Origin of the sequence: Rhizobium mulingense (assembly GCF_029194105.1) — a bacterium.
GTDB classification, from domain to species: Bacteria; Pseudomonadota; Alphaproteobacteria; order Rhizobiales; family Rhizobiaceae; genus Rhizobium; species Rhizobium mulingense.
This window is the reverse complement of the sequence record NZ_JARFVE010000002.1, coordinates 95,405-119,141: the sequence shown is the minus strand read 5'-3', so window position 1 is coordinate 119,141 and position 23,737 is coordinate 95,405. Positions and strand designations below refer to the sequence as shown.

The window sequence follows — 23,737 nt, the reverse complement described above, 5'->3', positions numbered from 1 at the left end:
GGACGTGCCTCGCGAGAGGCCAGCGGCGGGACGGAGAGGTCGCGGAATATCCCCTTCGCCCCCTTTACGGGGAGAGGGTGCCGGCAGGCGGACGAGGGGCTGCCGCGACCGTCACCTTCAAACGTCGAGACTGACGACCTTTCCCGGATTCATGATATTGGCGGGGTCGAAGGCGCGCTTGATGCGGCGCATCAGCTCGATTTCGATCGCCGGCCGGATCGCCGCCAGTTCGTCGCGTTTCAACTGTCCAATGCCGTGTTCGGCCGAGATCGAACCGCCATGGGCGAGCACCAGCCCGTGCACGATATGGTTCATTTCGCGCCAGCGGGCGATGAAGGCGGCCTTGTCGGCGCCGACCGGCTGGGAAATATTGTAGTGGATATTGCCGTCGCCCATGTGGCCGAAGGCGCAGATGCGAGCGCCCGGCATCGCCGCCATCACGGCTTTTTCCGCTTCGGCCATGAAATGCGGGATCTTCGACACCGGCACGGATACATCGTGCTTGATCGAACCGCCTTCCGGCTTCTGCGCATCCGACATGCTCTCGCGCATATGCCAGATCGCCTTCTGCTGGGCGACAGAGGCGGCGATCGCGGCGTCCTGCACCAGCCCGGCCTCGAAGCCCTGTTCCAGCACGCCATTCATCATCCGCTCCGCCGTCTCGGCCGAATCCGATGTCGAAATGTCGACTAGCACGTACCAGGGGTAATCCGCTTCCAGCGGATCGCGCACGCCGTCGATGTGGCGGGTGGTGATCTCGACGCCGAAGCGCGGCATCAGCTCGAACCCGGTGAGCGAGGTGCCGCAGAAGCTGGCGGCAAGATTGAAAAGCGCAAGCGCATCCTGCACCGAGTGAAGGCCGGCGAACGCCACCTGACGGCCGAGCGGCTGGGGATACAGCTTCAGCACCGCACCCGTGATGATGCCGAGCGTGCCTTCCGCGCCGATGAAGAGATCGCGCAGGTCATAGCCGGTATTGTCCTTCTTCAGCCGGCGCAGGCCATCCCAGATCTCGCCGGTCGGCAGCACCACTTCGAGGCCGAGGCAGAGCTGGCGCATATTGCCGTAGGCCAGCACCGCCGTCCCGCCGGCATTGGTGGAGAGATTGCCGCCGATGCGGCAGGAGCCCTCCGAGCCGAGCGACAGAGGAAAGAGCCGCCCATGCGCCTCGGCCGCCTTCTGCACATCGGCCAGGATCGCGCCGCCATCGGCGACAAGCACGTTCGCCACCGGGTCGACATCGCGGATCCTCGTCATGCGTTCGAGCGACAGGATGATATCGGCCTGGCCGGTGCGCGGCGTCTGGCCGCCAACGAGGCCGGTGTTTCCGGTCTGCGGCACGATCGCCGTTCCTGTCTCGGTCGCGAGCTTCATGATGTCGGAGACTTCCTCGACCGAGCCGGGCTTCAGCAGGAGAGGGGAAGAGCCATGATAGAGCCCGCGGTTTTCGATCAGATGCGGCGCCAGATCGGCCTCGCTGCGCAGTGCGTATTTGTCGCCGACGATGGCGGCGAAGCGGTCGAGAAGATCGGTAGAAATGGCGCTGCTCATCGGGTCGATCCTCTTTGCTTCTCTCGGTCTGTCAGTCGCGCGGGGCGGCCGCCCTTTGCAGCCGGTCGTTGATCGCTTCGCCGAGTCCGTCCTCCGGAATCGGTGAAAAGGCTATGCTCGAAACGCCGCTGGCATCGGCCCGCTTCATGTAGTCGAAAAGATTGGCCGCCGCTTCTGCAAGATCGCCGCGCGGGCTGAGGTCGAGAACGATGCGTGCGTGGCGCGCGCCTTCGACCACCGCACCGCCGAACGCGATCAGCGCCTCGCCGGGTTCCACCGCGCTCGCATTGAGACGCACGCTGGCGCCCGGCGCATAGTGCGAGGCGAGCATTCCCGGCGCCTCGATGGCCGCCGATGCCTTTTTGGCGCGCAGTAGCGGCCGGCCGGCGATGCGTTCTATTTCGCGCGCCGCCAGGCCTCCGGGCCTAAGCAGCCTCACCCGGTCGCCCTCCACCTTGACGATCGTCGATTCGACGCCGACGGTGCTCGGGCCCGCATCGAGGATCAACGGGATCTTCGCGCCGAGATCGGCCTCGACATGGGCCGCACTCGTCGCGCTGATCGCGCCTGACGTATTTGCGCTAGGCGCTGCGAGCGGCCGCCCGAAGGCGCCGATCAGGGCACCGGCGAAACCCTTCGGCACACGCACGCCGACGCTGTCGAGACCGGCGGTCGCCAGCGAATGGATCGGGCTTTCAGCCTTCAGCGGCAGCACGAGCGTCAGCGGGCCGGGCCAGAAGGCTTCGGCGAGCGCCCGCGAGACGGGATCGAACTCGGCATGGAGTTCGGCCATGGCAAGGTCGGCCATGTGGCAGATCAGCGGATTGAAGCGTGGCCGGCCCTTTGTCTCGTAGATGCGGGTGATGGCTGCCGGATTGGTGGCGTCGGCCGCAAGGCCGTAGACGGTCTCCGTCGGCATGGCGATGGCAAAGCCGTCGGAAAGAGCGGCTGAGGCCGCTTCGAGCGCCGCCTGCCTGTCTTCCCTGATGTCGATGATGCGTGCCATCTGCTGTCCGGAGTTAATCCCGCCAGTCATTAGGCTTTCCACCGCCGCGGATCAATCGCTGTTATAGCTGCCGGATGATTTCGCGCAGCTGTTCGTTGCGGGCGCCGAGCAGCAGGACGTTGCGGATCGCCGCCTGCGGGTCATGGGTGCGGAAGAGCAAGCCGTTGCCGCGCACCGACCGGTCGATGCTCATCTTCTCCGAGGAGTCTTCGCCCGCTTTGATCGCGACGGCGAAATACATGCGGGAATAACCAACGTCGATCCGTTCGAAGAAGTTGTCGTTCTCGCCGATGTCGGAATAGAAATTGGCGATGTAGAAGGCCCAGCTCACCTCTTCGTAACGGGCGAATTTGGTCCTTGAGGCGGTGACGTGGCAATAGCCGAGATGCGGGCTGTCCTGCAGCGTCCGGTGGAAGATCATCTTCGGAAATTGGATCGAATGGTGGAAGCCGTTGATGTGCTGATGCGTTTTCTCTCCGGCCACCTGCAGCTTGCGGCCGGTCTTTGCCGCGACCTCGTCGTGGGTGAGGTAGCGCTTTTCCTCGGCCAGCCAGTGCTGCCGTTGGCGCGGAATGCGGCCGGTGCGGAGGAATTCGGAGTGCGCGGCGACCGGTTGCCGATCCTGCGGACGGCTAATTTCTTTCGCGTCGAAATAGCGGAGTCTGGCCATGGTGTACATGCTTCGTCGGTCTCGGGTCGTCAGCAGGGTAGGAGTTTATGCTTAAGGGGACGTTAAGAAGCGGATGCTGCTTCGGACGGAAGCCAGCGATGTCGCAAACGCGACAATCGTCAATATCGGAGGGTGGCCTCTTTGCCGATCCGGTCTTTACGTGATGTCGCAAATGACGATAATTGCCTGCGGAGCCGAACGATTGGGTCGACCGCGAAGGCCGCTTGAGCCTCGGCGCATCCTGTCGTCAATTTCGAAGCCGATGTCGCATTACAACCAAGGGGCAGGAATGCCAGGTGATTAAATGGCGCCATGAACAATTCTCCCGCAGGAGAAGGAAGCAGGCGCGCTTCCATAGCCTTTCGCTTGAAGGCGGCAGCCGGGTGCACGAGGACAGAAGATGGATATTCGCAGCAACGTTTTACGTCAGCTCAAGAACCGCCGTGAGGGCTTCAGCCTCGAGCAGCCGTTCTATATCGACGAGGATTATTTCCAGCTCGACATGGAGATGATCTATTATCGCGACTGGCTGTTCATGGGCCATGATTGCGAGCTGCCGAAGCCGGGCGCCTATTTCACCGTCCAGATCGGCCGCTATCCCGTCGTCATCGTCCGCGGCCGCGACAATGTCATCCGCGCCTTCCACAATAGCTGTCGCCATCGCGGCTCGCGCGTCTGCACCAAGGAGCACGGCTCTTCCGTGCGTCTCGTCTGCCCCTATCATCAGTGGACCTATGATCTCGACGGCAAGCTCGCCTTCGCCCGCCATATGGGCGATGATTTCGACAAGACCGGCTTCAACCTGAAGCCCGTCCATTGCGAAAGCGTGGCCGGCTATATCTTCATCTGCCTTGCCGACACCGCCCCGGATTTCCAGACGGTGCGCGACAAGATCGAGCCCTACATGGCGCCGCATCGGATCGGAGAGACCAAGGTCGCCTTCCAGAGCACGATCATCGAGAAGGGCAACTGGAAACTCGTCTGGGAAAACAACCGCGAGTGCTATCACTGCGCCGCCAATCACCCGGAACTCTGCCGCACCTATCCTGAAGCGCCGAGCGTCACCGGCACCGATGGCGGCGCCGACGATCCCGAAATCGCCGGCCATTGGGCGCGCTGCGAGGCCGCCGGTCTGCCGAGCAAGTTCCAGATTTCCCCGGACGGTCAGTTCCGCACCGCCCGCATGCCGCTGATCGAGGATGCCGAGAGCTACACCATGTCCGGCAAGCCGGCCGTCAAGCGCCGGATTGCCGATGACATCTCGATCAGCCATATAGGCACCATGCTGCTCTTCCACTATCCGACGACCTGGAACCACCTGCTTGGCGACCATGCGATCTCCTTCCGCGTGCTGCCGCTCAGCGCCAATGAGACGGCGGTGACGACCAAGTGGCTCGTCCATAAGGACGCGGTCGAGGGCGTGGATTACAATCTCGAGGAACTGACGCATGTCTGGACCGAGACCAACGATCAGGATCGCCGCATCGTCGAAGAGAATGCCTTCGGCATCCACTCGCCCGCCTACGAGCCCGGCCCCTATTCTTCCCTGCACGAGGGCGGTGTCATGCAGTTCCTCGAATGGTATTCGAACTTCATGGTGAACCGCCTGCAGGGCGACCAGGCGAAAATCTCCGCCGTCGCCTGATGCATGTCGCCAACAATTAAGGCCGGTTCAGGTCGGCCGATCTAAAACAGGAAAGCAGCCGGTCCCCGGCTGCTTTCGGAACCATTCAGCCACGAGCGCGTTGCGTGGCAGGCGGTGATCGCCGTTGAATGGGAGAGAAGAATGATCGGGCTGAAAAGCAAAATCGCGACAGCAATTCTCACTGCCGCCGTCGTGCTGACGGGCTTTGCCCCGTCGCAGGCAATCCAGATGCCCACCGCCCCGCAGATGGAGAAATCCTCCGCCGTCGAGGAGGTCCAATACCGCCGCTATTATCGTCGCGACTATTACCGGCCCGGCTATCGCCCCGGCGCCTATTACCGCCCCGGCTGGTACGGCGGCTATCGCGGCTACAGCTATTACCGTCCAGGCTATCGCCGCTACAACGGTTACTGGTACCCGCTCGCCGCCTTCGGCGCCGGCGCGGTCATTGCTGCGCCGCGCTACGTTGCGCCCGCGCCGCGCTATGGCTCGGCGCACGTCGCCTGGTGTGCCAACCGTTACCGCTCGTATCGGGCCTACGACAACACGTTCCAGCCCTATAACGGCCCGCGCCAGCAGTGCTATTCGCCCTATTGAGGTGAGGCAAGGGCGCGACGCGAGTTGCATCGAAGAGTTGGCCGGAACATCACCCACCCTCGGATGACGGAGGGTGGGGGAGCTCTGCGTCTAATACGTCGCCCGCGAAGCTTAGTGAACGACAGTGATTACCGAAATGCCAGCTTCGTCGGCGGCACGGATAAGCGCTGCTCGCGCGGCCTGCGCCGGAATCTCCCCGTGTATTGCATCTCGGCAAGCCATAATTGCCGTGAGGTATTCTTCTCCATCGTCGATTGGCCAGCCAACGGTCAGGATCTCGGCGGCCTGCACGAGAGTTGCGACAAGCTTGTATTTTTCCGGCCCACTCACAACGAGCATCAGAGGGGCAAACTCTCCGGATGTGCACCACTTCATGACATTAGGTCTCCCCACGGTAAATATATTAGTAACCGTGCAAGAACCGTTCCGGACGAGGTGGCGGTACGCGCAGCATCACCTACGGTGAGTTTGGCCGAAGCGTTACGCCATCCTCCGTCATCCTCGGCCTTGAGCCGAGGATCCACTGGCCTCCACCGCAGCGGGTATGGATCCTCGGGTCAAGCCCGAGGATGACGGAGAGTGGGCTGAGCCCTGTGATAGATGCTGCAATGTATGGTAGAGAAAAGGGCGGCGGCGCCCACCGCGCACATCTCACATTCAAAGGATATTCACCCGCCTCAGCAGCCACCAGGCGAAGACGATCGAAGCGATGATCAGGGCGACGGCGTATTCCGTGCCGTAGTCGCCGACGGCGAAGGGCAGGTTTGCCGTGTTCATGCCGAAGAAGCCGGTCACCAGCGTCGGCGGCAGCAGGAAGGCGGTCATGATCGACAGCAGATAGAGGTGGCGGTTGGTTTCGGAGGATTGTTTCGAATCGATTTCTTCGTGCAGCAGGCGCGCCCTGTCCTGCAGCGCATAGATATCGTGGTCGACCGTCTCCAGCCGGCTCGTCAGCCGCCGCGCCACGTCGTCGAAGCCGAAGGGCATCTCGTCTTCATCGGTCGCCGCCGCCCGGCGCATCAGCGCCAATACCGTGCGCAGATGGCGATGCAGCCGCACCACGGTTCGCCGCACCGGCGCCAGCCGGCGGCGCTCGTCGCGCGGGGCGTTGTCGTAGACGATATCCTCGATCTGGTTCAGCTCTTCGGTGAGTTCGATGACGATGGCGATCAGCGTGCGCTGAAACTCGATCACCAGCAGTTCGAAGAGATCGACCGGCCGCCCAAATTTGCCCGGGTTCTTCTCGATCAGCCCGCGCGCCCGCTCGACGCTGCGCAGCGGCTGCAGCCGCGTGGTGATGATGAAGCGGTCGGACATGGCAAAATGCAGCCAGCCGAGATTGTTGGTGTCCTGGGCGAAATCGCGCTGGCAGTCGACCAGCGTGCCGTAGAGCATCTGCTCGTCGACTGTGATCGCCGCATGCGTGTCATGTGTCGTCAGCGCCGATTTCGCATCCTCGGTCAGCCCGTCCAACGTCTCGAGCAAGGCCGGTACGCGGGCGTCGACAAGGTTGAGATGCAGCCAGTAGAAACCGTTGTCAGCGGTCAGATCCGCCACCGTCGCGCTATTGTTCAGCCGCACCGCCGTCTTTTCATCCGGCGAGAAACGATAGGCCCAGACGAAACCGGGGATGTTGACGGGCAATGTATCCATTGTTCGCCGGTCCTTTGCGAAGGCGATATCATTCTAGAAATTCTCCATGACGTCCATTTATGCGACAGTGCAAGAGCAAACCGCCAGGGCGGGTAAACTATCGCACGGCAGGCAGGGAAATCGAAATTGACGTTTACGTAAAAATCAATTAGCCCTTTGCCTCGGAGGGGCTTTGCGCGAGGTGCGGGCCGGTCCCATGGAGGAGAAAGCATGTATAAGGCGCCCGTCGAGGAAATCGCGTTCACGTTGAAGCATGTAGCGGATATGGGCGAGGCGCTGTCGAACGGTCTTTTCGGCGATCTCGGCGAAGATCTCGTCGACGCGATCCTCTCCGAAGCGGGACGTTTTGCCACAGAGGAGGTGGCGCCGCTCGCCGACATCGGCGACCGCCAGGGCGCCCGCATGGTCGACGGCGAAGTCAGGTTGCCGGATGGCTGGCGCGATCTCTACCGCAGCTGGATCGCCAGCGGCTGGAATGGCCTGACGGCGCCGGCGGCCTTCGGTGGCCAGGCCCTGCCCAACATGCTGAATGTCGCGGCGCTGGAAATGTGGAATTCCGGATCCATGGCCTTTGCGCTCGCCCCGACGCTGACGATGGGCGCCATCGAGGCGGTCAGCGCGCATGGCAGTGCCGCGCTGAAAGACAAATATCTGGCAAAGATGGTGTCCGGCGAATGGACCGCCACGATGAACCTGACGGAGCCGCATGCCGGCTCCGATCTCGGCGTGCTGAAGGCCCGCGCCGAACGCCTGCCCGACGGCAGCTATCGCATCTTCGGTCAGAAGATCTTCATCACCTGGGGCGAGCACGACGCGGCAAACAATATCATCCATCTGGTGCTGGCCCGCCTGCCGGATGCGCCGGCCGGCACACGCGGCATCTCGCTCTTTCTCGTGCCGAAATTCCTGGTGAACGACGACGGTTCTCTCGGTGCCCGCAACGATCTCTTCTGCCATTCGCTGGAGCACAAGCTCGGCATCCACGGTTCGCCGACCTGCACGATGATCTATGGCGACGGCCGGTTCGGCGGCGAAAAAGGCGCGATCGGCTGGCTGGTGGGAGAAGAGAACAAGGGGCTCGCCTGCATGTTCACGATGATGAACAATGCGCGTCTCGCCGTCGGCATGCAGGGCGTGGCGATCTCGGAGGCCGCCACCCAGAAGGCACTCGCCTATGCGAGGGAGCGCACGCAGGGCAGGGCGCCGGGTTCGACCGGCGCCGGCATGAGCCCGATCGTCGAACATCCCGACGTTGCCCGTATGCTTCTCACCATGAAGGCGCTGACCCAAGGTTCGCGCGCCATCTCCTATGCCTGCGCCCATGCGATCGACATGTCGCGCCGGGCAGGCGATAGCCGCCACTGGCAGGAGCGCGCCGCGCTTCTGACGCCGATCGCCAAGTCGTTTTCAACCGATGCCGGCGTTGAGGTCGCCTCGCTCGGCATTCAGGTGCATGGCGGCATGGGCTTCATCGAGGAGACGGGCGCGGCGCGTTATCTGCGTGATGCCCGCATCGCCCCAATCTATGAGGGCACCAACGGCATCCAGGCGATCGACCTCGTCACCCGCAAGCTGCCGCTTTCCGGCGGCGATCAGGTTATGGGCTTCATCGCCGACTTGCAGGCGATCGCCGAGGCCGTCAGCCGCTCCAATCTCGACGGCCTCGGTGAGACTGCCGCCAGACTTGACGCCGCGATTTCAGATCTCGAAGAGACGACTGCCTGGCTTCTGGCAGCGCTTGCCGATGGGAGGGCTCCCGAGGCGCTTGCCGGCGCCACCCCCTATCAGCGCCTGTTCGGCCTGGTGCTCACCGGCTGTTACCTCGCCAAGGGTGCTCTGGCCGAAAGCGGCGACGGCAAAGGCGAGGGCCGCATCGCGCTCTGCCGCTTCACCGCTGAAAACCTGCTTGCCGAGACCGCGGCCCTTCGCGACCGGGTCGTCAACGGCGCGGCGAGCCTCGCCGCCGCCCGCATCCTGCTCGCCTGAGGAGATCCCGATGACACCTGAGGAAAACCTAATGACCGACCATATCATCGTCGAGCAGCCTTCCGCCCATCCCGGCGTTCAGCTCATTCGCTTCAACCGGCCGGAAAAGAAGAACGCCTTCACACGGGCGATGTATCGCACCATGACCGATGCGCTCACCGCTGCCAATGCGGACGCGAATATCAGGGTGACGGTCTTTCTCGGCACCGAAGGCAGCTTCTCAGCCGGCAACGACATCGGCGATTTTCTTGCCACTGCAATGGGCGGCAGCATGGGAGACGAGCTGATCGATTTCCTCTACGCGCTCGCCAGATCCGAAAAGCCGCTGGTGTCAGGGGTCGACGGCCTGGCGATCGGGATCGGCACCACCCTCAACCTGCACTGCGACCTGACGATCGCCTCCGACCGCAGCCAGTTCCGCACGCCTTTCGTCGACCTGGCCTTGGTGCCGGAAGCGGCTTCCAGCCTGATCGCGCCGCGCATCATGGGCCACCAGCGCGCCTTTGCCATGCTGGCCGCCGGCGAGGCCTTTAGCGCCGAGGAAGCCCGCGAGGCCGGCCTCATCTGGAAGGTCACGACGCCGGACGAGGTGGAGAATGCCGCACTTGCCGCGGCCACGAAACTCGCCGCCAAGCCGCCGGAAGCCTTGAAGATCGCCCGCGATCTCATTTGCGGCTCCCGGGAAGAGGTCATCGCCCGCATCGATGTCGAGGCCCGCCATTTCGCCACGCGGCTGAAAAGCGCCGAGGCCCGGGCGGCCTTCGAAGCCTTCATGCGCCGCTGAGCGCTGCCGAAGTACCAGATGGATACCGATCAGGCCGGCGGCACATCGAAGACTTCGCCGGCCCTGAGCGGCCGGAAGCGGTGCGAGGGAATATCGTGCTCTCTCATCGCCTCTTGCAACGCTCTTACCGGCGCGTCGACCGCTTCATTCGTCAGTTGGAACGTCGCGAAATGATGCCCCGCCACATAGGCCGCATTTGCCAGCTTCATCCCCACCACGGCCTCCTCAGGATTCTGGTGCTGCCCTTTCATGAACCATCGCGGCTCATAGGCGCCGAAGGGTAAGGTGGCCAGGCGAAAACCGCCATGTTTTTGCTGTGCCGCTTTGTAATTGATGCCGTGGTGAAAGCCCGTATCGCCGACGTGGTAGATCTTGCCGGCTGGCGTCGACAAGACGAACGACGCCCAGAGCGCCATGCGGCGATCGGCGCCGCCGCGGGCGGACCAATGGTGGGCAGGCTCCGCATCGATGCTTATTCCGGCGTGCGAGATGCGCTCGCCCCAATCCATCGATGTCGTCTGTAGACCGGGCACGGCACGGCGCATGATCGTGTCGTTGCCGAGCGGCGTCACGACAAGCGGCTTATGCGTGGCATGCAAGCGCTTCAGTGTTGCGATATCAAGATGGTCATAATGATTGTGCGATACCAGCACGAGATCGATCGACGGCAAATCATCAAAGGCAATGCCCGGTTCGACGACGCGCCTGGGTCCGGCAAAGGTGAAGGGGCTGACCCGCTCCGACCACACCGGGTCGGTGAGAATATTGAGACCGGCGACCTGCACGAGCATGGTTGCATGCCCAACCATCGTCACCCGCAGATCCTCGCCGTCGACGCGGGGAACCGGCTTGGCGGCCGCAAATGGACTTGGAACCGATCGTGGCCAGCGCGCACGGCCACCGCCGAATTGCCAGCGCAAGAGCGCGCGGAAACCAAGCGGCTCGATACCTTCGGGATTGAAGAAGTACGTGCCGTCGAAGTGATCGGACACTGGGCCCCCATAGTAGGGATTGCGTCTTTTGGTCTTGCGCATTCGGAATCGGTTTCCCTGGCCGGGGATAGGATGACTTTAAGCCTGTCGGCTTGAAATCTGAATCCTATCCTCAATGAAGGAGTCAGGCCGAGGCCGGAAACTCATTGACCTTGCGCAGCAGGCCGTCGACCAGCCGTTCGGGGAGGTAGCGGCGAAGCGAGCGGACCTGGCGCGACTGCTTGCCGGCGGAATAGCGCAGCTTCGGCTTCTTTGCGGTTGCGGCTTTCACCACCATATCGGCGACGACCTCAGGTGCATCGCCCGTCTCCACCCATTTCCGCATCAACGCTTCACTGCGGGCGCGCTCCGAAGCATAGACCGCAAGAGGTTGGTCTGCTCGCGTCAGGTTTTCCTCGAAGGATGTCCTGGTGACGCCGGGTTGGACGAGAACAACACGAATGCCGAAGTTGCGCACTTCATGATCGAGCGATTCCGAATAGCCCTCGAGCGCATGTTTGGTCGAGGCATAGAAGGCGTTGTACGGAGCCGGGATGAGGCCGAGGATCGAGCTCATGTTGATGATCCGGCCGCTTTTCTGCTTCCTCATGACCGGCAGTACCGCATTGGCGACGCGCGCTACGCCGAAGACGTTGACGTCGAAAAGCCGCTGGGCCTGGGCGATGGAGGATTCTTCCGCGCCGCCGATGAGGCCGATGCCGGCATTATTGACGACGAGATCAAGCCGGCCGGTTTGCCGGACGACCTCCGCAACAGCCGCCTGCACCGAGGCGTCATCGGCCACGTCACAGATCAGCATCGTTATCCCGGGCCTGTTGGCGGCCGGTTTGCGGCTGGTCCCGAACACGCGGTAGCCGGCCTTCACCAGAGACTCCGCCGTTGCGAGGCCGATGCCTGAGGATGCACCGGTGACCAGTGCAACGCTTCTGTTTTTGTCGGTCATATTGTCAGCTTTCAAAAGAGTGGATCATCGTTGGCCGTTCTGTTACTATCTTTTCGATATCGTGTCACTATCGAAAAGATACCGAATGAAAAATAGTTCGATTCCGCAATGCCCGGTCGCCCGCGGCCTTCAATCCGTCGGGGATGCGTGGAGCATTCTCGTTTTGCGCGACGCCCATTCGGGCCTCACCCGTTTCGACCAGTTCAGGAAGAGCCTCGGCATCGTGCCGACCATGCTGACCAAGCGTCTCAAGGCGCTGACGGAGGACGGTCTGCTGGAGAAGCGCCTCTATTCCGAACGGCCGCCGCGCGAAGAATATGTCCTCACGGAAGCCGGTCGCGATTTTCTGCCTGTGCTGATGATGATCGGGGCTTGGGCGCACCGCCATTGCGATGGCGAACTCGCCCGCTATGTCGATGTCGAGTCAGGATCGGAGATCGAACCGATCGCAATCGATGCCGTTACGGGTGCAAAGCTCGGAACGCGGCCAATGCGCATGAGTTTGCAGCCGGGAAGCGAACCCGGCGATCGATGAGATGTTCTTGACGCTCCGGATAGCGCGATCGCATTGACCGCGAAGCGTGAGGCAACGGCCTACTTCTCCAGCGTCGCCACCACCTCGACATGCGAGGTCCAGAGGAACTGGTCGATCGGTGTCACCCCGATGATGCGGTAGCCGCCCTCGACGAGGATTTGAAGGTCGCGGGCCAGCGTCAGCGGATTGCAGCTGACGGCTGCGATCTTCTTCACGCCTGAGCGGGCAAGTTCCTTGCACTGAAACTCCGCGCCGGCGCGTGGCGGGTCGAAGACGACCATGTCAAAGGGCTTGAACTCCTGCGTCATCAAAGGGCGGCGGAAGAGATCGCGTTTTTCGACGCTCACCGGCTTCAGCCCCTGCGTCTTGCGGGCGGCCTGGTCGAGTGCGGCGAGCGCCGTTGCCTCGGCCTCGACCGCATGCACCCGGCCGATCCGCGCCAGTCTGAGCGAAAACGTGCCGGTGCCGGCAAAGAGATCGGCGATTCGCTTGGCCTTGCCGGCATGGGCAAGCACCAACTCCGCCATCGCCTCTTCCGCCGGCTTGGTCGCCTGCGCGAAGCCGCCGGGCGGCGGCGAAACCTCGACGCCGCCGAAATCGATAAGCGGCTTGGCCGGCTCGACGAGGATTTCGCCGTTGACGGTCACGCGGGCGATGCCGCGCAGGCCGAGCACGGTCTCGATCGCCTTGCGCCGCTGCGGGTCGGAGAGTTTCTTGATGTCGTCGGCCGCCAGATCGAGGCCGGAAAGCGTCTCGAGCACCGCGACCCGGAAGGGTTCGGCGCTGGTCGCGAGCGCCGCGGCAATCGCCTTGATCGCCGGCAGTCGGGCGACGATCCCTGCCGACGAGATCGGACATTCCTCGATGGCGACGATGTGATGGCTTTCGGCCTGGTTGAAGCCGATCAACATATCCTTCTCGGTCTTGCGCGCCGCAAACACCACGCGCCGGCGTTCGCCCGGCCGGGCCGGAACGATTTCACCGACCTCAGGCGTCAGCCCCTTGGATTTGAGTGCATCGACCATCAGCTGCCGCTTGAAGGCGCGGTAGGGGGCATCCGCCAGATGCTGCAGCGTGCACCCGCCGCAGGTGCCGTTGACGCCGTCGGGACCGAAATGGCGGCAAGGCGGCTCCTGCCGGTCGGGCGAGGGCGTCGTGATCGACATGATCGTGCCCTGGCTTTTGACGCGGGCGATCGCCACTGTTTCCCCGGGAAGGGAAAAGGGCACATAGACCGGACCGGCGGCGCTGCCGGCAATGCCGTCGCCCTGGGCGCCGAGCTTCTCGATGGTGACGGTTTCGGTGCTCACGGTTTCAATCCTGCCAACAGAAACTCCCGATTGCCGTCGCCGCCTGATATCGGGGAGGGGATGAGGCCGAGGCTGTTCCAGCCCATATCCTCGGTGAACCAGCGCTCCAGTTCCGCAGCGACGGCGGGCGCAGACGAGGGGTCCTTCAACAGTCCGCCCTTGCCGATCGCCTCGCGTCCCGCCTCGAACTGCGGCTTGACCAGCAGCACGGCGATGGCGCCCGGCGAGACGATATCAAGAGCCGGCGCCAGCGCGAGCTTCAGTGAGATGAAGGAGACGTCGGAGACGATGAAGCTGGCGGGGTGGCCGATATCCTCGGCGGTCAGGTTGCGGGCGTTGAGGCCTTCCCGGTTTGTCACCCGCGGGTCGCCTGAGATGCGTGGATGCATCTGCCCATGGCCGACATCGATCGCCGTGACATGCGCCGCACCCCGCTGCAGCAGCACCTCGGTGAAGCCGCCTGTGGACGCGCCGATATCGAGACAGTGATGGCCGGCCGGGTCGAGCCGGAAATGGTCGAGGGCGCTAGCAAGCTTCAGCGCGGCGCGCGAGACGTAATCCTGCGCCGGATCGTCGATGGCAATATCGGCGTCGACGCCAAAGAGCGCGCCGGCCTTCGTCACCACCTGGCCGGCGATCCGGACGGTGCCGCGCTGCACGGCGTCGCGCGCCCGCGAGCGGCTGGCAAAGAGGCCGCGGGAGACGAGCAGCTGGTCGAGGCGTCGGCTGTTTTGATCGGACATCGGCTGTGAATGACCGGCAAAGCCGCCGGTTGCAAGCATTTTGTTCCAGGATCGCCATGACCGTCGGAGCTTTCGGACGCCGGAAGCAGATAATCGTCGGGCTCGCCATTGCTGCAGCGCGTATTTAAGCAAATTTAAAGCCTGCCCGCATAGGGTCGGCTCGATTGCAGCGGTTCGTCCGAACCGCTTCGTGCCATGAAGGCGCAGGCGTCTTTCGCCGATCATGTTTCCGATTCCAAGTCTCTGCGGTTGCGTCTTGCGCGCGACCGTCTCTCGCCGCGTCGACTGTCGCCAGGAGAAAATCAACGATGTCCGCTAAAAACATATCCTTGAACGGGAAGCTTGCGGCGACGTTCGCAGCCCTCATTCTTATCTTCATGTCCGTCTCCGCCTTTGTGTATTCCAAGGCGACGGCGTCGGCTGCCGCGTCCGCCGAGCAGGAAAAATCGGAGCTGCTCGTCAACCAGATCGACGATGCGCTGCAGGCGATGCTCGAGCAGGCGGTCAATCTGCGCGGCTTCATCCTCTTCCGCAGCGACAGCACTTATGGCGACGTTTTCGCCAACCGCGAGCGCATGCTGAAGGCGATCGCCGCCGCCAAGCAGACGGCCGCGGCCGAGCCGCAGCTGCTCGAGATGATCGACGGCATGCAGAAGGCCGCCGACCTCTATTTCCATGAACTTGCCGAGCCGCAGACCAAGGCGCGCAAGGAAACCGACATGCCGATCGAAGAGGTCGTCAAGATCGGCGTCAACGCCACCAAGGGTCAGCTCGACGGTTTCCGCCAGGCGTCCGCCAAGATCAAGGCCACCGCCCGCGAAAAGTCGAACGCGCTCGCCGCGATCCGCGCCGATGCCAACAGCGATCTGAAGATGACGCTGATTGCCGGCGGCATCGTCGCGTCGCTTGCCGCCGCCGTACTCGCCTGGCTGATGTCGCGCACTATTGTTCGCCCGGTCGTCGGCATGACCGCGGCCATGGATCGCCTTGCCGGCGGTCAGAACGATATCGAGGTGCCGGCTGTCGAGCGCGGCGACGAAATCGGCCGCATGGCCCAGTCCGTCCTGGTGTTCAAGCAGGCGGCGATCGAGAAGCTGCGCCTTGCCGGCGAGACCGACCGCATGCGTGATGACGCCGAGCGTCAGCGCCGGGCAAGCGACGAGCGGAAGGCGCGCGAGGAAGGCGAACTGCGTTATGCCGTCGACGCCTTGGCCGGCGGCCTTGCCGGCCTCGCCGTCGGCGATGTCGCCGCCCGCATCCAGACGCCCTTCGCGCCGCAATATGACAGCCTGCGCAACGACTTCAACAATGCCGTCGAAAAGCTGCAGGCCGCACTCCAGTCGGTCGGCCGCAACGCCTCGGCGATCAATGCCGGTGCCGGCGAGATCCGCTTGGCCGCCGACGATCTTGCCCACCGCACCGAGCAGCAGGCTGCCGCCGTCGAACAGACCGCAGCGGCCTTGGAAGAGGTGACGACGACGGTGCGCGACAGCGCCAAACGCGCCGAGGATGTCGGCAACCTCGTCGAGCGCACCCGACTCGGCGCCGAAAAATCCGGCGATGTCGTCCGCAGGGCGGTCTCCGCCATGCAGCAGATCGAAAAATCCTCGGGCGAGATCTCCAACATCATCGGCGTCATCGACGACATCGCCTTCCAGACCAACCTCTTGGCGCTGAACGCCGGCGTCGAGGCAGCCCGCGCCGGGGAAGCCGGCAAGGGCTTTGCCGTCGTCGCCCAGGAGGTGCGCGAGCTCGCCCAGCGCTCGGCCAAGGCGGCAAAGGAGATCAAGGACCTGATCACCACGTCAGGCACGCATGTGCAGACCGGCGTGTCGCTGGTCGGCGAGACTGGCAAGGCGCTGGAAGCCATCGTCGCCGAGGTGCAGGAGATCAACCGCAACGTCAACGCGATCGTCACCGCCACGCGCGAACAGTCGATCGGCCTGCAGGAGATCAACACCGCCGTCAACAACATGGACCAGGGCACGCAGCAGAATGCGGCCATGGTCGAAGAGCAGACCGCCGCAAGCCATGCGCTCGCCCAGGAGGCAAGCGCCCTGGACGAGCTGCTGCGCCAGTTCAAGCTCGGAACCCAGCTTGCCGCTCCGGCCCAGAAGACGGCCGCTGCGACGCCTGCCTCCCGCCCGGTCGCCTCACCGGCCCGCGCACTCGCCAGCAAGGTCACCAAGGCCTTCGGCGGCAAACAGGCGAGTGCTGCGGTTGCGGTTCAGGAGGACTGGACGGAGTTCTGAGGGCGGCTTTCGGAAGGACGTCAACGAAAGGGCGGCGCAGAGATGTGCCGCCTTTTTTCATGATGAGATGGCCATGGTGCGGCCCGTGGCCCCCTAATCCGACCCTTCGGGCCGGCTTCTCCCCGCCGGGGCGAAGGGTGATGCCGCGACCTTTCGATTCCCTCTTCTCCCCAGCGGGGAGAAGGTGCCCATACGGCGGATGAGGGGGCCACACGGCACACCCTCTCGTCGATAATTACCCCGCAACCCCCACAGCAACCCCATGCCCCAGGGCCCTGAACACCGTCGATACGATCCCGGCGCGATCGAGCCCCGCATGGGCATTCATCGCTTCGGGCTTCGCCTGCTCCATCCAGATATCGGGCATGACGAGCGAGCGGATCTTCAGGCCGTTGTCGAGCAGGCCCTCGCTGGAGAGATATTGCATCACCTGGCTGCCGAAGCCGCCGACCGAGCCTTCCTCGACGGTGATCAGCATCTCGTGGTGGCGGGCGAGCTGGCGGATCAGCTCGTGGTCGAGCGGCTTGGCGAAGCGTGCATCGGCGACCGTCGTCGACAGGCCGGCGGCTTCGAGATCTTCGGCGGCAAGCAGACAGTCGGCAAGCCGGGTGCCGAAGGAAAGCAGGGCGACCTTCGTGCCTTCCTTGACGATGCGGCCCTTGCCGATCTGCAGGATTTCGCCGCGCGCCGGCATGTCGACGCCGACGCCTTCGCCACGCGGATAACGGAAGGAGATCGGCCCGGCGTCATAGGCGGCGGCCGTGCGTACCATATGTTTCAGCTCGGCCTCGTCGGCCGCTGCCATCACCACGAAGCCGGGCAGGGTGGCGAGGAAGGCGGTGTCGAAGGAGCCGGCATGGGTCGGGCCGTCGGCACCGACGAAGCCGGCGCGATCGATCGGGAAACGCACGGGCAGTCCCTGGATCGCCACGTCGTGCACGACCTGGTCGTAGGCGCGCTGCAGGAAGGTGGAATAGAGCGCCGCGAACGGCTTGTAGCCCTCGGCCGCAAGGCCGGCGGCGAAGGTCACGGCATGCTGTTCGGCAATGCCGACATCGAAGCAGCGCGATGGAAAGGCTTCGGCGAGCTTGTCGAGGCCGGTACCATTCGGCATGGCGGCGGTGATTCCGACGATCTTGTCGTCGAGGGCGGCTTCCTGCACCAGCGCTTCGGCAAAGACGCTGGTATAGCTCGGCGCATTCGGCTTGACCCGGGCCTGCGCGCCGGTGATGACATCGAACTTGTTGACGCCGTGATATTTGTCGGCCGCGGCTTCGGCCGGCGGATAGCCCTTGCCCTTCTGGGTGACGACATGGATCAGCACCGGGCCGCGCGCATTGTCGCGCACGTTGCGCAGCACCGGCAGCAGGTGATCGAAGGAATGCCCGTCGATCGGCCCGATATGATAAAAGCCCATCTCCTCGAACATCGTGCCGCCGGTGACGTAGCCGCGCGCGTGCTCGACGGCGCGAGTGATGGCGCGATCGATGTTCTTGCCGAGATAGGCCGTCAGCTTCTTGCCGAAGTCGCGGAAGCCCATATAGGTGCGTCCCGAGGCCAGGCGGGCGAGATAGGCGCTCATCGCCCCTGTCGGCGGCGCGATCGACATGTCATTGTCATTGAGGATGACGATGAGGCGGGCATCGAGCGCACCGGCATTGTTCAGCGCCTCATAGGCCATGCCGGCCGACATCGCCCCGTCGCCGATGACGGCGATGACGCGCCGGTCATTCTTGTCGAGATCGGCGGCGATCGCCATGCCGAGGCCGGCCGAGATCGAGGTCGAGGAATGCGCCGCCCCGAAGGGATCATATTCGCTCTCCGCCCGGCGGGTGAAACCGGACAGCCCGTTTTCCTGCCGCAAGGTCCGGATGCGATCGCGCCGGCCGGTCAGAATCTTGTGCGGATAACATTGATGGCCGACATCGAAGATCAGCCGGTCGTCAGGCGTATCGAAGACGCTGTGAATGGCGATCGTCAGCTCGACCACGCCGAGACCGGCGCCGAGATGACCGCCGGTCCGCGACACCGCGTCGATCATTTCGTCGCGGACCTCGCGGGCGAGCTGCGGCAGGTCGCGATCCTCCAGCTTGCGCAGGTCGGCGGGGTAAGTGACCTGGTCGAGCAGAGGAGTCTTCGGCGGATGTGTCACGGGCGGCGCTCTTTCTTACTTTTCCTTGTACCGCTTTATTCGATTAGAACGAGGCAAAACAAGTGATTTCAGGAACCGAAGCTTTTCACCTTAGAGCATGGCGGAAAAATGTGTGAGGGGTTTCGGGAGTTATCAAATTCTATTTCCGTAAGTTGCATTCGCCTGATCTTGGCCCGGTGCCGCCCCGATTTTCCGCCCCGCTGGTCGAACGTGCAAAGGGCGGCGAGCTGCTTGAAGAATGGTAGCAATGTTGCCGCGCCGACTGGGGATCAGGTCATGCGAACGATTGTTGCAGCGCATGCCTATGTGAACAGCGAGGTCGCCTATGTGGCCTGGGATATCGACGCCAAGATCGACGGATACCTCGGCTTAGAAGTCGTGCGCGTCTATCTCGACGAGCAGGGAAACGTGGCGAAAAAGTATTCCGCGCCGTCGAGGCGGAGTTGAAGCGCCAGGGCAAGAAGGGCTGTTCTGGCTTTCTCAATGTCGATGACAGCTGGCAGGACGGCTATGTGAACCGCACCAAGGGTGCGCTGACGCGGTATTTCGCAGCGGCCTGAATTCAGCCGCGGATCGGGCGTCGCGAAGGGGAAAATCGCTCCGCGGCGCGCATCGCCTTTGCCGTCAGCCTTCCGGCAACGGCACGAATTCCTCTTCGTCGCCGGGGACGATGTCGAAGCGGCCGGTGCGCCATTCCTCCTTGGCCTTTTCGATCCGCTCCTTCGAGGAAGAGACGAAATTCCACCAGATATAGCGCTTCGAGTTTAGCGCCGCGCCGCCGAACAGCATCAGGTGACAGCCCTCGCTGCCGGCTTCGAGCGTGATCGGATCGCCCGGCCGGAAGACCAGCAGCTGATCGGCGGCGAAACGGTCGCCCGATATGACGACCTCGCCGGAGAGCACGTAGACGGCGCGCTCCTCATGGGCCGCGCCGAAGGGAAAGCGCACACCGGGCTGCAGGTTGAGATCGACATAGAGCGTGTCGGAGAAGGTGCCGACCGGCGATGTCATGCCTTCGAACGAGCCGATGACGACGCGCCCGCGCACGCCTGATGTTTCGATCAGCGGCATCTCGGTCTTTTCCGTATGGGCAAAGGAAGGATCGATCTCCTCTTTGTCGTCGGGCAGCGCCAGCCATGTTTGCAGCCCCGACATCAGCAGCGGGTGGCCGCGCAGATTGTCGGGCGTGCGCTCAGAATGGACGATGCCGCGGCCGGCGGTCATCAGGTTGATATCGCCGGGGCGGATGACCTTTTCGGTGCCGAGGCTGTCGCGGTGGCGGATCTCGCCGTCGAAGAGATAGGTGACCGTCGACAGGCCGATATGCGGATGCGGCTTGACGTCGAGCGCCTCGTTGGGCTTCAGGATCGCCGGTCCCATGCGGTCGAAGAAGATGAACGGCCCGACCAGCCGCCGCTGCCTTGTGGGCAGCGCGCGCCGCACCTGGAATCCGCCGATGTCACTGCTGCGCGGGATGATCAGGTTCTCGATCGCATCGCAGGCGAAGGCATCGCCGGGGAGGGGATCTTTACCGGGAAAGAAGGACATGACGGGACTCCGCTTACAAGGACATCGACCACAGATAGTCCCTGCAGCGCCGCGCGTCCAATTTGATGTGCCGAAGAGGCTCCATGAAGTCAGATCGCGGTGAAGCCGTTGTCGACGAAGAGGTGGGCGCCGTTGACGAAGCTCGACTCGTCGCTGGCGAGATAGAGGGCGGCCCGCGCCACGTCTTCCGGCTCGCCGATCCGTCCCTGCTGCGCGGCGATGGCGGCATCGGAGACATCGACGCCGAGCGCCTGCAGGTCGGCGACCTCGCGCAACCCGTGCGGCGTGCGGATGAAGCCGGGGCAGACGGCGTTGCAGCGGATGTTGCGGTCGCGGAATTCGACCGCGATGGCGCGGGCAAACATGTGCACCGCGCCCTTGGTCGTGTCGTAAAGCACTTCCATCGGCGTGGCGGCGACCGCCGAGATCGACGAGGTGCAGACGATCGATCCACCGCCCGCGGCAATCATCTTCGGCAGCACGGCCTTGGTCATCAGGAACATCGAACGCACATTGACCGCGTGCAGCCAGTCCCATTCCTGAAGCGTCGTCTCGAGAAAGGGTTTGATGACGATAGTGCCGGCATGATTGAACAGAACGGTCACCGCGCCGTAGCGTTCCTCGACGCCGGCGACAGCGGTATGGACGGCCGCTTCGTCGGAGACATCGGCAGTCCAGCAATCGGCCTCGCCGCCGGCATCACGGATCTGCTTGACGGTCTCGGCCGCCGCTTCGCCGTTGCGGTCGATGATGGCGACGCGCGCGCCTTCGGCCGCAAACAGCTTGGAGGCAGCACCGCCCATGCCAGTCGCGCCGCCCGAGATGATGGCGACCTTGCCTTTCAATCTATCCGTCATTTGTCTGTCCCCTCATGGTTCTGGAGGGGATCATAGATCGGCCGCAAGCCGATCGCCAAGCGCCTTCGATCCGCTCAGGCCCCGTCCAGAGGCTCGACGCCCTGCGGCTTGCCGGCGCGGTCGAGCCGGATCTTCTCGATGCGGTTTTCGGCGGCCGAAAGCAGCGTCTCGCAATGTTTCTTCAGCGCTTCGCCGCGCTCATAGATCTCGATCGATTCATCCAGCGCCACGTCGCCGCGTTCCAGTCGGGCAACGATGCTTTCGAGTTCGGCGACCGCCTTTTCGAAGGAAAGGCCGGACACTTCCGGCTTGGCGCTGTCAGTCATTCTCAACCCTTCATCATTCTCAGAATATGCATGCCCGCCGATTCGGCGAGACCCTCGAGATCATAGCCGCCTTCGAGCAGGCTGACGACCCGGTTCTTGGCGTGCCGGTCGGCCAGTTCCAGGACGCGGCCGGTCGCCCAGTCGAAATCTTCGCCCGTCAGGTTGATCTGCGCAAGCGGATCGCGGTGATGCGCGTCGAAGCCGGCGGAGATGATGATCAGATCCGGCCGGAAATCGTCGAGCGCCGGCAGCACGCGCGATTTGAACGCCTCGCGGAAATGGTCGCTGCCGACATTCGGCGAAAGCGGCGCGTTGACGATGGTATTGTGCTTGCCCTTCTCCTCCTTGGCGCCGCTGCCGGGATAGAGCGGCATCTGATGCGTCGAGCAGAACAGCACGGAAGCATCGTCCCAGAAGATGTCCTGGGTGCCGTTGCCATGGTGTACGTCCCAGTCGACGATGGCGACACGTTCGGCACCATGCCTTTTTTGCGCGTGGCGGGCGGCGATTGCCGCATTGTTGAAGAAGCAGAAACCCATCGCCGTCGTCTTTTCGGCATGGTGCCCGGGCGGGCGGGCGGCGACGAAGACATTGTCGGCGGCGCCGGAAAAGACGTCGTCCACCGCCGCCATCGCGCCGCCGATCCCGGTCAGCGCCGCCTGCAGGCTTTTGGCGCTGGCATAAGTATCGGCCTCGAGCTGGTTGATCCGATCCTCTTCCTCGGGGATTTCCCGCATCACGGCTCTTAGATGTTCTTCCGGATGGGCCAGCAGCACCGCATCCTCGCTCGCCTGTGGCGCCTGCCGGCGCTCCAGCCGGGCGAAATTCGGATGTTCCAGCGCCATGTTGATGGCGCGGATCCGGTCCGACCGCTCCGGATGGCCGGAAGGCGTCACATGTTCCAGGAAGATCGGGTGTTCATAAAGACGGGTGCTCATGGAGACACTCTATCGGTCGCTTGTGTCATGTTCCACAGCAGATGGGACATCGCCTGATGATTTCAACAAGCGCTCTGCCGCACCCTCTCGCCGGCGGCGGCATTATAATTTCCTGTCATCTCAGCCGTTTACTTCAAAAAACCTCGTGCTACTGTCGTTGACGGGGAATTTTGCAGGCAGAGTTGTTGATGAGTCAGTCGAAACGCCCGGGTGTGACGGAAATACATGTGCCGTTTCGCGATGTCGATATGAATGGCCGGATGTTCCTGGCTTCCTATATTTCCTATGCCGAATCCGTCATTGCGAGCTTCTGGTCGGCGCGGCCCGAGGTCGAGGACGAACCAGTCTATAGCGCCAGCAAGATTACCTGTGTTCTCCACCGCCCGCTGCATTACGATGAGCCGGCCCTTTTTACCGCCGCCGTTGACAAGATCGGCGTGCGCTCCATCGGTTTCCTCGTTTCGATCGACACCGGCGAGGAGCGCGCCGCCGAGGTGGAAATCATCTGGCAGGCCCGCAGCGGCGAGGATCAGCAGCCGGCCCCGCTGCCGGAGGAAACGCGCGACTGGCTCTATCGGTTTTTGGATTAGAGCAATTCTATCTGGCTGCCATGCTCGCGACCAGATCGCTGAACCTTTCTCCCTGAATGCCGACATGCGTGCGCAGCAGGCGGCGGGCTTCATCTCCATCGCCGGCGAAGATCGCATCGACGATGGCGCAATGTTCCGCGAAGGAGGTCGACAGGCGATTGCGCACCCGCAGTTGCAGACGGCGATAGGGGCGAAGGCGCCGATGCAATTGGGCGCATTGCTCCTGCAGGAAATCGCTGCGGCTCGCGGCGTAGATCGCCTTATGAAATTCCTCATTGTCGTAATAATAGGCATCGCTGTCACCGGCAGCGGCGGATTGTTCGCAGCGGCTGTGGGTGGCGGTGATCGCCTCGCGTGAGGCCTTGTCCAGCCGGCGGGCGGCAAGCGATCCGGCCAGGCCCTCGAGCTCGGCCATGACCTCGAACATCTCGTAAATGCGGTGCGGGCCTGGATCGATCACGATGGCGCCGCGGCGCGGACGGATTTCGATGAGGCCGATGGCATCAAGCTGCATCAGCGCCTCGCGCACCGGCGTCCGCGACACACCGAACCGATTGGCAAGTACGGTTTCATCCAGCCGCTCGCCGGGGGCGAATTCGTAGGAAAGTATTGCATTTTCAATCTCATCCCGGAGCCACCGGCCGACATTCTCGGACATT

23 protein-coding genes are annotated in these 23,737 nt (G+C 63.4%); 8 read left to right on the top strand and 15 right to left on the bottom strand.

The features are described from left to right. Nucleotides 1–117 precede the first annotated feature (117 nt). The 3 genes from PYR71_RS00755 to PYR71_RS00745 form a co-directional block, all read right to left on the bottom strand. Nucleotides 118–1,551: an FAD-binding oxidoreductase gene (locus tag PYR71_RS00755; RefSeq protein WP_275617870.1), complete on the bottom strand. Its 1,434-nt coding sequence runs from the start codon at nucleotides 1,549–1,551 to the stop codon at nucleotides 118–120. Nucleotides 1,552–1,582: 31 nt separating this feature from the next. Continuing rightward, nucleotides 1,583–2,557: an L-threonylcarbamoyladenylate synthase gene (locus PYR71_RS00750; RefSeq protein WP_275617869.1), complete on the bottom strand. Its 975-nt coding sequence runs from the start codon at nucleotides 2,555–2,557 to the stop codon at nucleotides 1,583–1,585. 61 nt (nucleotides 2,558–2,618) lie between these two features. Next, nucleotides 2,619–3,227 carry a DUF6656 family protein gene (locus PYR71_RS00745; protein ID WP_275617868.1) on the bottom strand — a complete coding sequence of 203 codons (609 nt, stop codon included), beginning with the start codon at nucleotides 3,225–3,227 and terminating at the stop codon, nucleotides 2,619–2,621. Between the two features lie 400 nt (nucleotides 3,228–3,627). On the opposite strand from PYR71_RS00745, the gene PYR71_RS00740 reads away from it, so the two are divergent. Next, nucleotides 3,628–4,872: an aromatic ring-hydroxylating oxygenase subunit alpha gene (locus tag PYR71_RS00740; RefSeq protein ID WP_183918714.1), complete on the top strand. Its 1,245-nt coding sequence runs from the start codon at nucleotides 3,628–3,630 to the stop codon at nucleotides 4,870–4,872. Nucleotides 4,873–5,013: 141 nt separating this feature from the next. Beyond that, nucleotides 5,014–5,469, top strand: coding sequence for a BA14K family protein (locus PYR71_RS00735; RefSeq protein WP_275617867.1), 456 nt, complete (start codon nucleotides 5,014–5,016; stop codon nucleotides 5,467–5,469). 111 nt (nucleotides 5,470–5,580) lie between these two features. Here the strand turns inward: PYR71_RS00735 and PYR71_RS00730 are convergent, their stop codons facing one another. Beyond that, the gene (locus PYR71_RS00730; RefSeq protein WP_275617866.1) at nucleotides 5,581–5,844 is read right to left on the bottom strand and encodes a DUF982 domain-containing protein; all 264 of its coding nucleotides are present in this window, start codon (nucleotides 5,842–5,844) and stop codon (nucleotides 5,581–5,583) included. Nucleotides 5,845–6,126: 282 nt separating this feature from the next. Further along, the gene (locus tag PYR71_RS00725) at nucleotides 6,127–7,122 is read right to left on the bottom strand and encodes a transporter (protein WP_183918717.1); all 996 of its coding nucleotides are present in this window, start codon (nucleotides 7,120–7,122) and stop codon (nucleotides 6,127–6,129) included. Nucleotides 7,123–7,332: 210 nt separating this feature from the next. Between PYR71_RS00725 and PYR71_RS00720 the strand changes: the two genes are divergently transcribed. Next, nucleotides 7,333–9,108, top strand: coding sequence for an acyl-CoA dehydrogenase family protein (locus PYR71_RS00720; protein ID WP_275617865.1), 1,776 nt, complete (start codon nucleotides 7,333–7,335; stop codon nucleotides 9,106–9,108). Between the two features lie 31 nt (nucleotides 9,109–9,139). Further along, complete coding sequence (locus tag PYR71_RS00715; RefSeq protein ID WP_183918821.1) at nucleotides 9,140–9,892, top strand: crotonase/enoyl-CoA hydratase family protein; 753 nt, start codon at nucleotides 9,140–9,142, stop codon at nucleotides 9,890–9,892. A 29-nt stretch (nucleotides 9,893–9,921) separates the two neighbouring features. Here the strand turns inward: PYR71_RS00715 and PYR71_RS00710 are convergent, their stop codons facing one another. After that, entirely contained in the window at nucleotides 9,922–10,926 is a 1,005-nt protein-coding gene (locus PYR71_RS00710; RefSeq protein ID WP_275617864.1) for an MBL fold metallo-hydrolase, read from the bottom strand. An 82-nt stretch (nucleotides 10,927–11,008) separates the two neighbouring features. Next, the gene (locus PYR71_RS00705) at nucleotides 11,009–11,827 is read right to left on the bottom strand and encodes an oxidoreductase (RefSeq protein ID WP_275617863.1); all 819 of its coding nucleotides are present in this window, start codon (nucleotides 11,825–11,827) and stop codon (nucleotides 11,009–11,011) included. 85 nt (nucleotides 11,828–11,912) lie between these two features. Here PYR71_RS00705 and PYR71_RS00700 point away from each other — a divergent pair, with 85 nt between their 5' ends. Further along, nucleotides 11,913–12,362 carry a winged helix-turn-helix transcriptional regulator gene (locus PYR71_RS00700; RefSeq protein WP_275617862.1) on the top strand — a complete coding sequence of 150 codons (450 nt, stop codon included), beginning with the start codon at nucleotides 11,913–11,915 and terminating at the stop codon, nucleotides 12,360–12,362. A 59-nt stretch (nucleotides 12,363–12,421) separates the two neighbouring features. Here the strand turns inward: PYR71_RS00700 and PYR71_RS00695 are convergent, their stop codons facing one another. Beyond that, entirely contained in the window at nucleotides 12,422–13,672 is a 1,251-nt protein-coding gene (locus PYR71_RS00695) for a class I SAM-dependent RNA methyltransferase (protein ID WP_275617861.1), read from the bottom strand. Next, complete coding sequence (locus PYR71_RS00690) at nucleotides 13,669–14,454, bottom strand: TlyA family RNA methyltransferase (RefSeq protein ID WP_416384271.1); 786 nt, start codon at nucleotides 14,452–14,454, stop codon at nucleotides 13,669–13,671. Before PYR71_RS00690 ends, PYR71_RS00695 begins: the two co-directional genes overlap by 4 nt. A gap of 269 nt (nucleotides 14,455–14,723) precedes the next feature. On the opposite strand from PYR71_RS00690, the gene PYR71_RS00685 reads away from it, so the two are divergent. Further along, nucleotides 14,724–16,667 carry a methyl-accepting chemotaxis protein gene (locus PYR71_RS00685; protein ID WP_275617860.1) on the top strand — a complete coding sequence of 648 codons (1,944 nt, stop codon included), beginning with the start codon at nucleotides 14,724–14,726 and terminating at the stop codon, nucleotides 16,665–16,667. A gap of 235 nt (nucleotides 16,668–16,902) precedes the next feature. On the opposite strand, the gene dxs is transcribed toward PYR71_RS00685, so the two are convergent. Further along, complete coding sequence (gene dxs / locus PYR71_RS00680; protein WP_275617859.1) at nucleotides 16,903–18,819, bottom strand: 1-deoxy-D-xylulose-5-phosphate synthase; 1,917 nt, start codon at nucleotides 18,817–18,819, stop codon at nucleotides 16,903–16,905. Between the two features lie 276 nt (nucleotides 18,820–19,095). Here dxs and PYR71_RS00675 point away from each other — a divergent pair, with 276 nt between their 5' ends. Then, the gene (locus PYR71_RS00675) at nucleotides 19,096–19,266 is read left to right on the top strand and encodes a hypothetical protein (protein WP_275617858.1); all 171 of its coding nucleotides are present in this window, start codon (nucleotides 19,096–19,098) and stop codon (nucleotides 19,264–19,266) included. Nucleotides 19,267–19,443: 177 nt separating this feature from the next. On the opposite strand, the gene PYR71_RS00670 is transcribed toward PYR71_RS00675, so the two are convergent. The 4 genes from PYR71_RS00670 to PYR71_RS00655 all read right to left on the bottom strand — a co-directional run bounded on the left by PYR71_RS00670 (nucleotide 19,444) and on the right by PYR71_RS00655 (nucleotide 22,488). Continuing rightward, nucleotides 19,444–20,367: a pirin family protein gene (locus tag PYR71_RS00670; RefSeq protein ID WP_183918725.1), complete on the bottom strand. Its 924-nt coding sequence runs from the start codon at nucleotides 20,365–20,367 to the stop codon at nucleotides 19,444–19,446. An 89-nt stretch (nucleotides 20,368–20,456) separates the two neighbouring features. Then, complete coding sequence (locus PYR71_RS00665) at nucleotides 20,457–21,224, bottom strand: SDR family NAD(P)-dependent oxidoreductase (protein ID WP_275617857.1); 768 nt, start codon at nucleotides 21,222–21,224, stop codon at nucleotides 20,457–20,459. A gap of 74 nt (nucleotides 21,225–21,298) precedes the next feature. Next, nucleotides 21,299–21,550, bottom strand: coding sequence for an exodeoxyribonuclease VII small subunit (locus tag PYR71_RS00660; RefSeq protein WP_003545921.1), 252 nt, complete (start codon nucleotides 21,548–21,550; stop codon nucleotides 21,299–21,301). 2 nt (nucleotides 21,551–21,552) lie between these two features. Continuing rightward, on the bottom strand, nucleotides 21,553–22,488 hold the full coding sequence (locus tag PYR71_RS00655; RefSeq protein ID WP_275617856.1) for a histone deacetylase family protein: 936 nt from the start codon (nucleotides 22,486–22,488) through the stop codon (nucleotides 21,553–21,555). Between the two features lie 188 nt (nucleotides 22,489–22,676). Here PYR71_RS00655 and PYR71_RS00650 point away from each other — a divergent pair, with 188 nt between their 5' ends. After that, nucleotides 22,677–23,078, top strand: coding sequence for an acyl-CoA thioesterase (locus PYR71_RS00650; RefSeq protein WP_183918728.1), 402 nt, complete (start codon nucleotides 22,677–22,679; stop codon nucleotides 23,076–23,078). Between the two features lie 7 nt (nucleotides 23,079–23,085). On the opposite strand, the gene PYR71_RS00645 is transcribed toward PYR71_RS00650, so the two are convergent. Next, nucleotides 23,086–23,736, bottom strand: coding sequence for a GntR family transcriptional regulator (locus PYR71_RS00645; RefSeq protein ID WP_183934853.1), 651 nt, complete (start codon nucleotides 23,734–23,736; stop codon nucleotides 23,086–23,088). Nucleotide 23,737: the final 1 nt, after the last annotated feature.

Coding starts and splice junctions, on each gene's coding strand:
- PYR71_RS00755 (WP_275617870.1), bottom strand. CDS start 1,551: ATGAGCAGCGCCATTTCTACCGATCTTCTCGACCGCTTCGCCGCCATC.
- PYR71_RS00750 (WP_275617869.1), bottom strand. CDS start 2,557: ATGGCACGCATCATCGACATCAGGGAAGACAGGCAGGCGGCGCTCGAA.
- PYR71_RS00745 (WP_275617868.1), bottom strand. CDS start 3,227: ATGGCCAGACTCCGCTATTTCGACGCGAAAGAAATTAGCCGTCCGCAG.
- PYR71_RS00740 (WP_183918714.1), top strand. CDS start 3,628: ATGGATATTCGCAGCAACGTTTTACGTCAGCTCAAGAACCGCCGTGAG.
- PYR71_RS00735 (WP_275617867.1), top strand. CDS start 5,014: ATGATCGGGCTGAAAAGCAAAATCGCGACAGCAATTCTCACTGCCGCC.
- PYR71_RS00730 (WP_275617866.1), bottom strand. CDS start 5,844: ATGAAGTGGTGCACATCCGGAGAGTTTGCCCCTCTGATGCTCGTTGTG.
- PYR71_RS00725 (WP_183918717.1), bottom strand. CDS start 7,122: ATGGATACATTGCCCGTCAACATCCCCGGTTTCGTCTGGGCCTATCGT.
- PYR71_RS00720 (WP_275617865.1), top strand. CDS start 7,333: ATGTATAAGGCGCCCGTCGAGGAAATCGCGTTCACGTTGAAGCATGTA.
- PYR71_RS00715 (WP_183918821.1), top strand. CDS start 9,140: ATGACCGACCATATCATCGTCGAGCAGCCTTCCGCCCATCCCGGCGTT.
- PYR71_RS00710 (WP_275617864.1), bottom strand. CDS start 10,926: ATGCGCAAGACCAAAAGACGCAATCCCTACTATGGGGGCCCAGTGTCC.
- PYR71_RS00705 (WP_275617863.1), bottom strand. CDS start 11,827: ATGACCGACAAAAACAGAAGCGTTGCACTGGTCACCGGTGCATCCTCA.
- PYR71_RS00700 (WP_275617862.1), top strand. CDS start 11,913: ATGAAAAATAGTTCGATTCCGCAATGCCCGGTCGCCCGCGGCCTTCAA.
- PYR71_RS00690 (WP_416384271.1), bottom strand. CDS start 14,454: ATGCTTGCAACCGGCGGCTTTGCCGGTCATTCACAGCCGATGTCCGAT.
- PYR71_RS00685 (WP_275617860.1), top strand. CDS start 14,724: ATGTCCGCTAAAAACATATCCTTGAACGGGAAGCTTGCGGCGACGTTC.
- PYR71_RS00675 (WP_275617858.1), top strand. CDS start 19,096: ATGCGAACGATTGTTGCAGCGCATGCCTATGTGAACAGCGAGGTCGCC.
- PYR71_RS00670 (WP_183918725.1), bottom strand. CDS start 20,367: ATGTCCTTCTTTCCCGGTAAAGATCCCCTCCCCGGCGATGCCTTCGCC.
- PYR71_RS00665 (WP_275617857.1), bottom strand. CDS start 21,224: ATGACGGATAGATTGAAAGGCAAGGTCGCCATCATCTCGGGCGGCGCG.
- PYR71_RS00660 (WP_003545921.1), bottom strand. CDS start 21,550: ATGACTGACAGCGCCAAGCCGGAAGTGTCCGGCCTTTCCTTCGAAAAG.
- PYR71_RS00655 (WP_275617856.1), bottom strand. CDS start 22,488: ATGAGCACCCGTCTTTATGAACACCCGATCTTCCTGGAACATGTGACG.
- PYR71_RS00650 (WP_183918728.1), top strand. CDS start 22,677: ATGAGTCAGTCGAAACGCCCGGGTGTGACGGAAATACATGTGCCGTTT.
- PYR71_RS00645 (WP_183934853.1), bottom strand. CDS start 23,736: ATGTCCGAGAATGTCGGCCGGTGGCTCCGGGATGAGATTGAAAATGCA.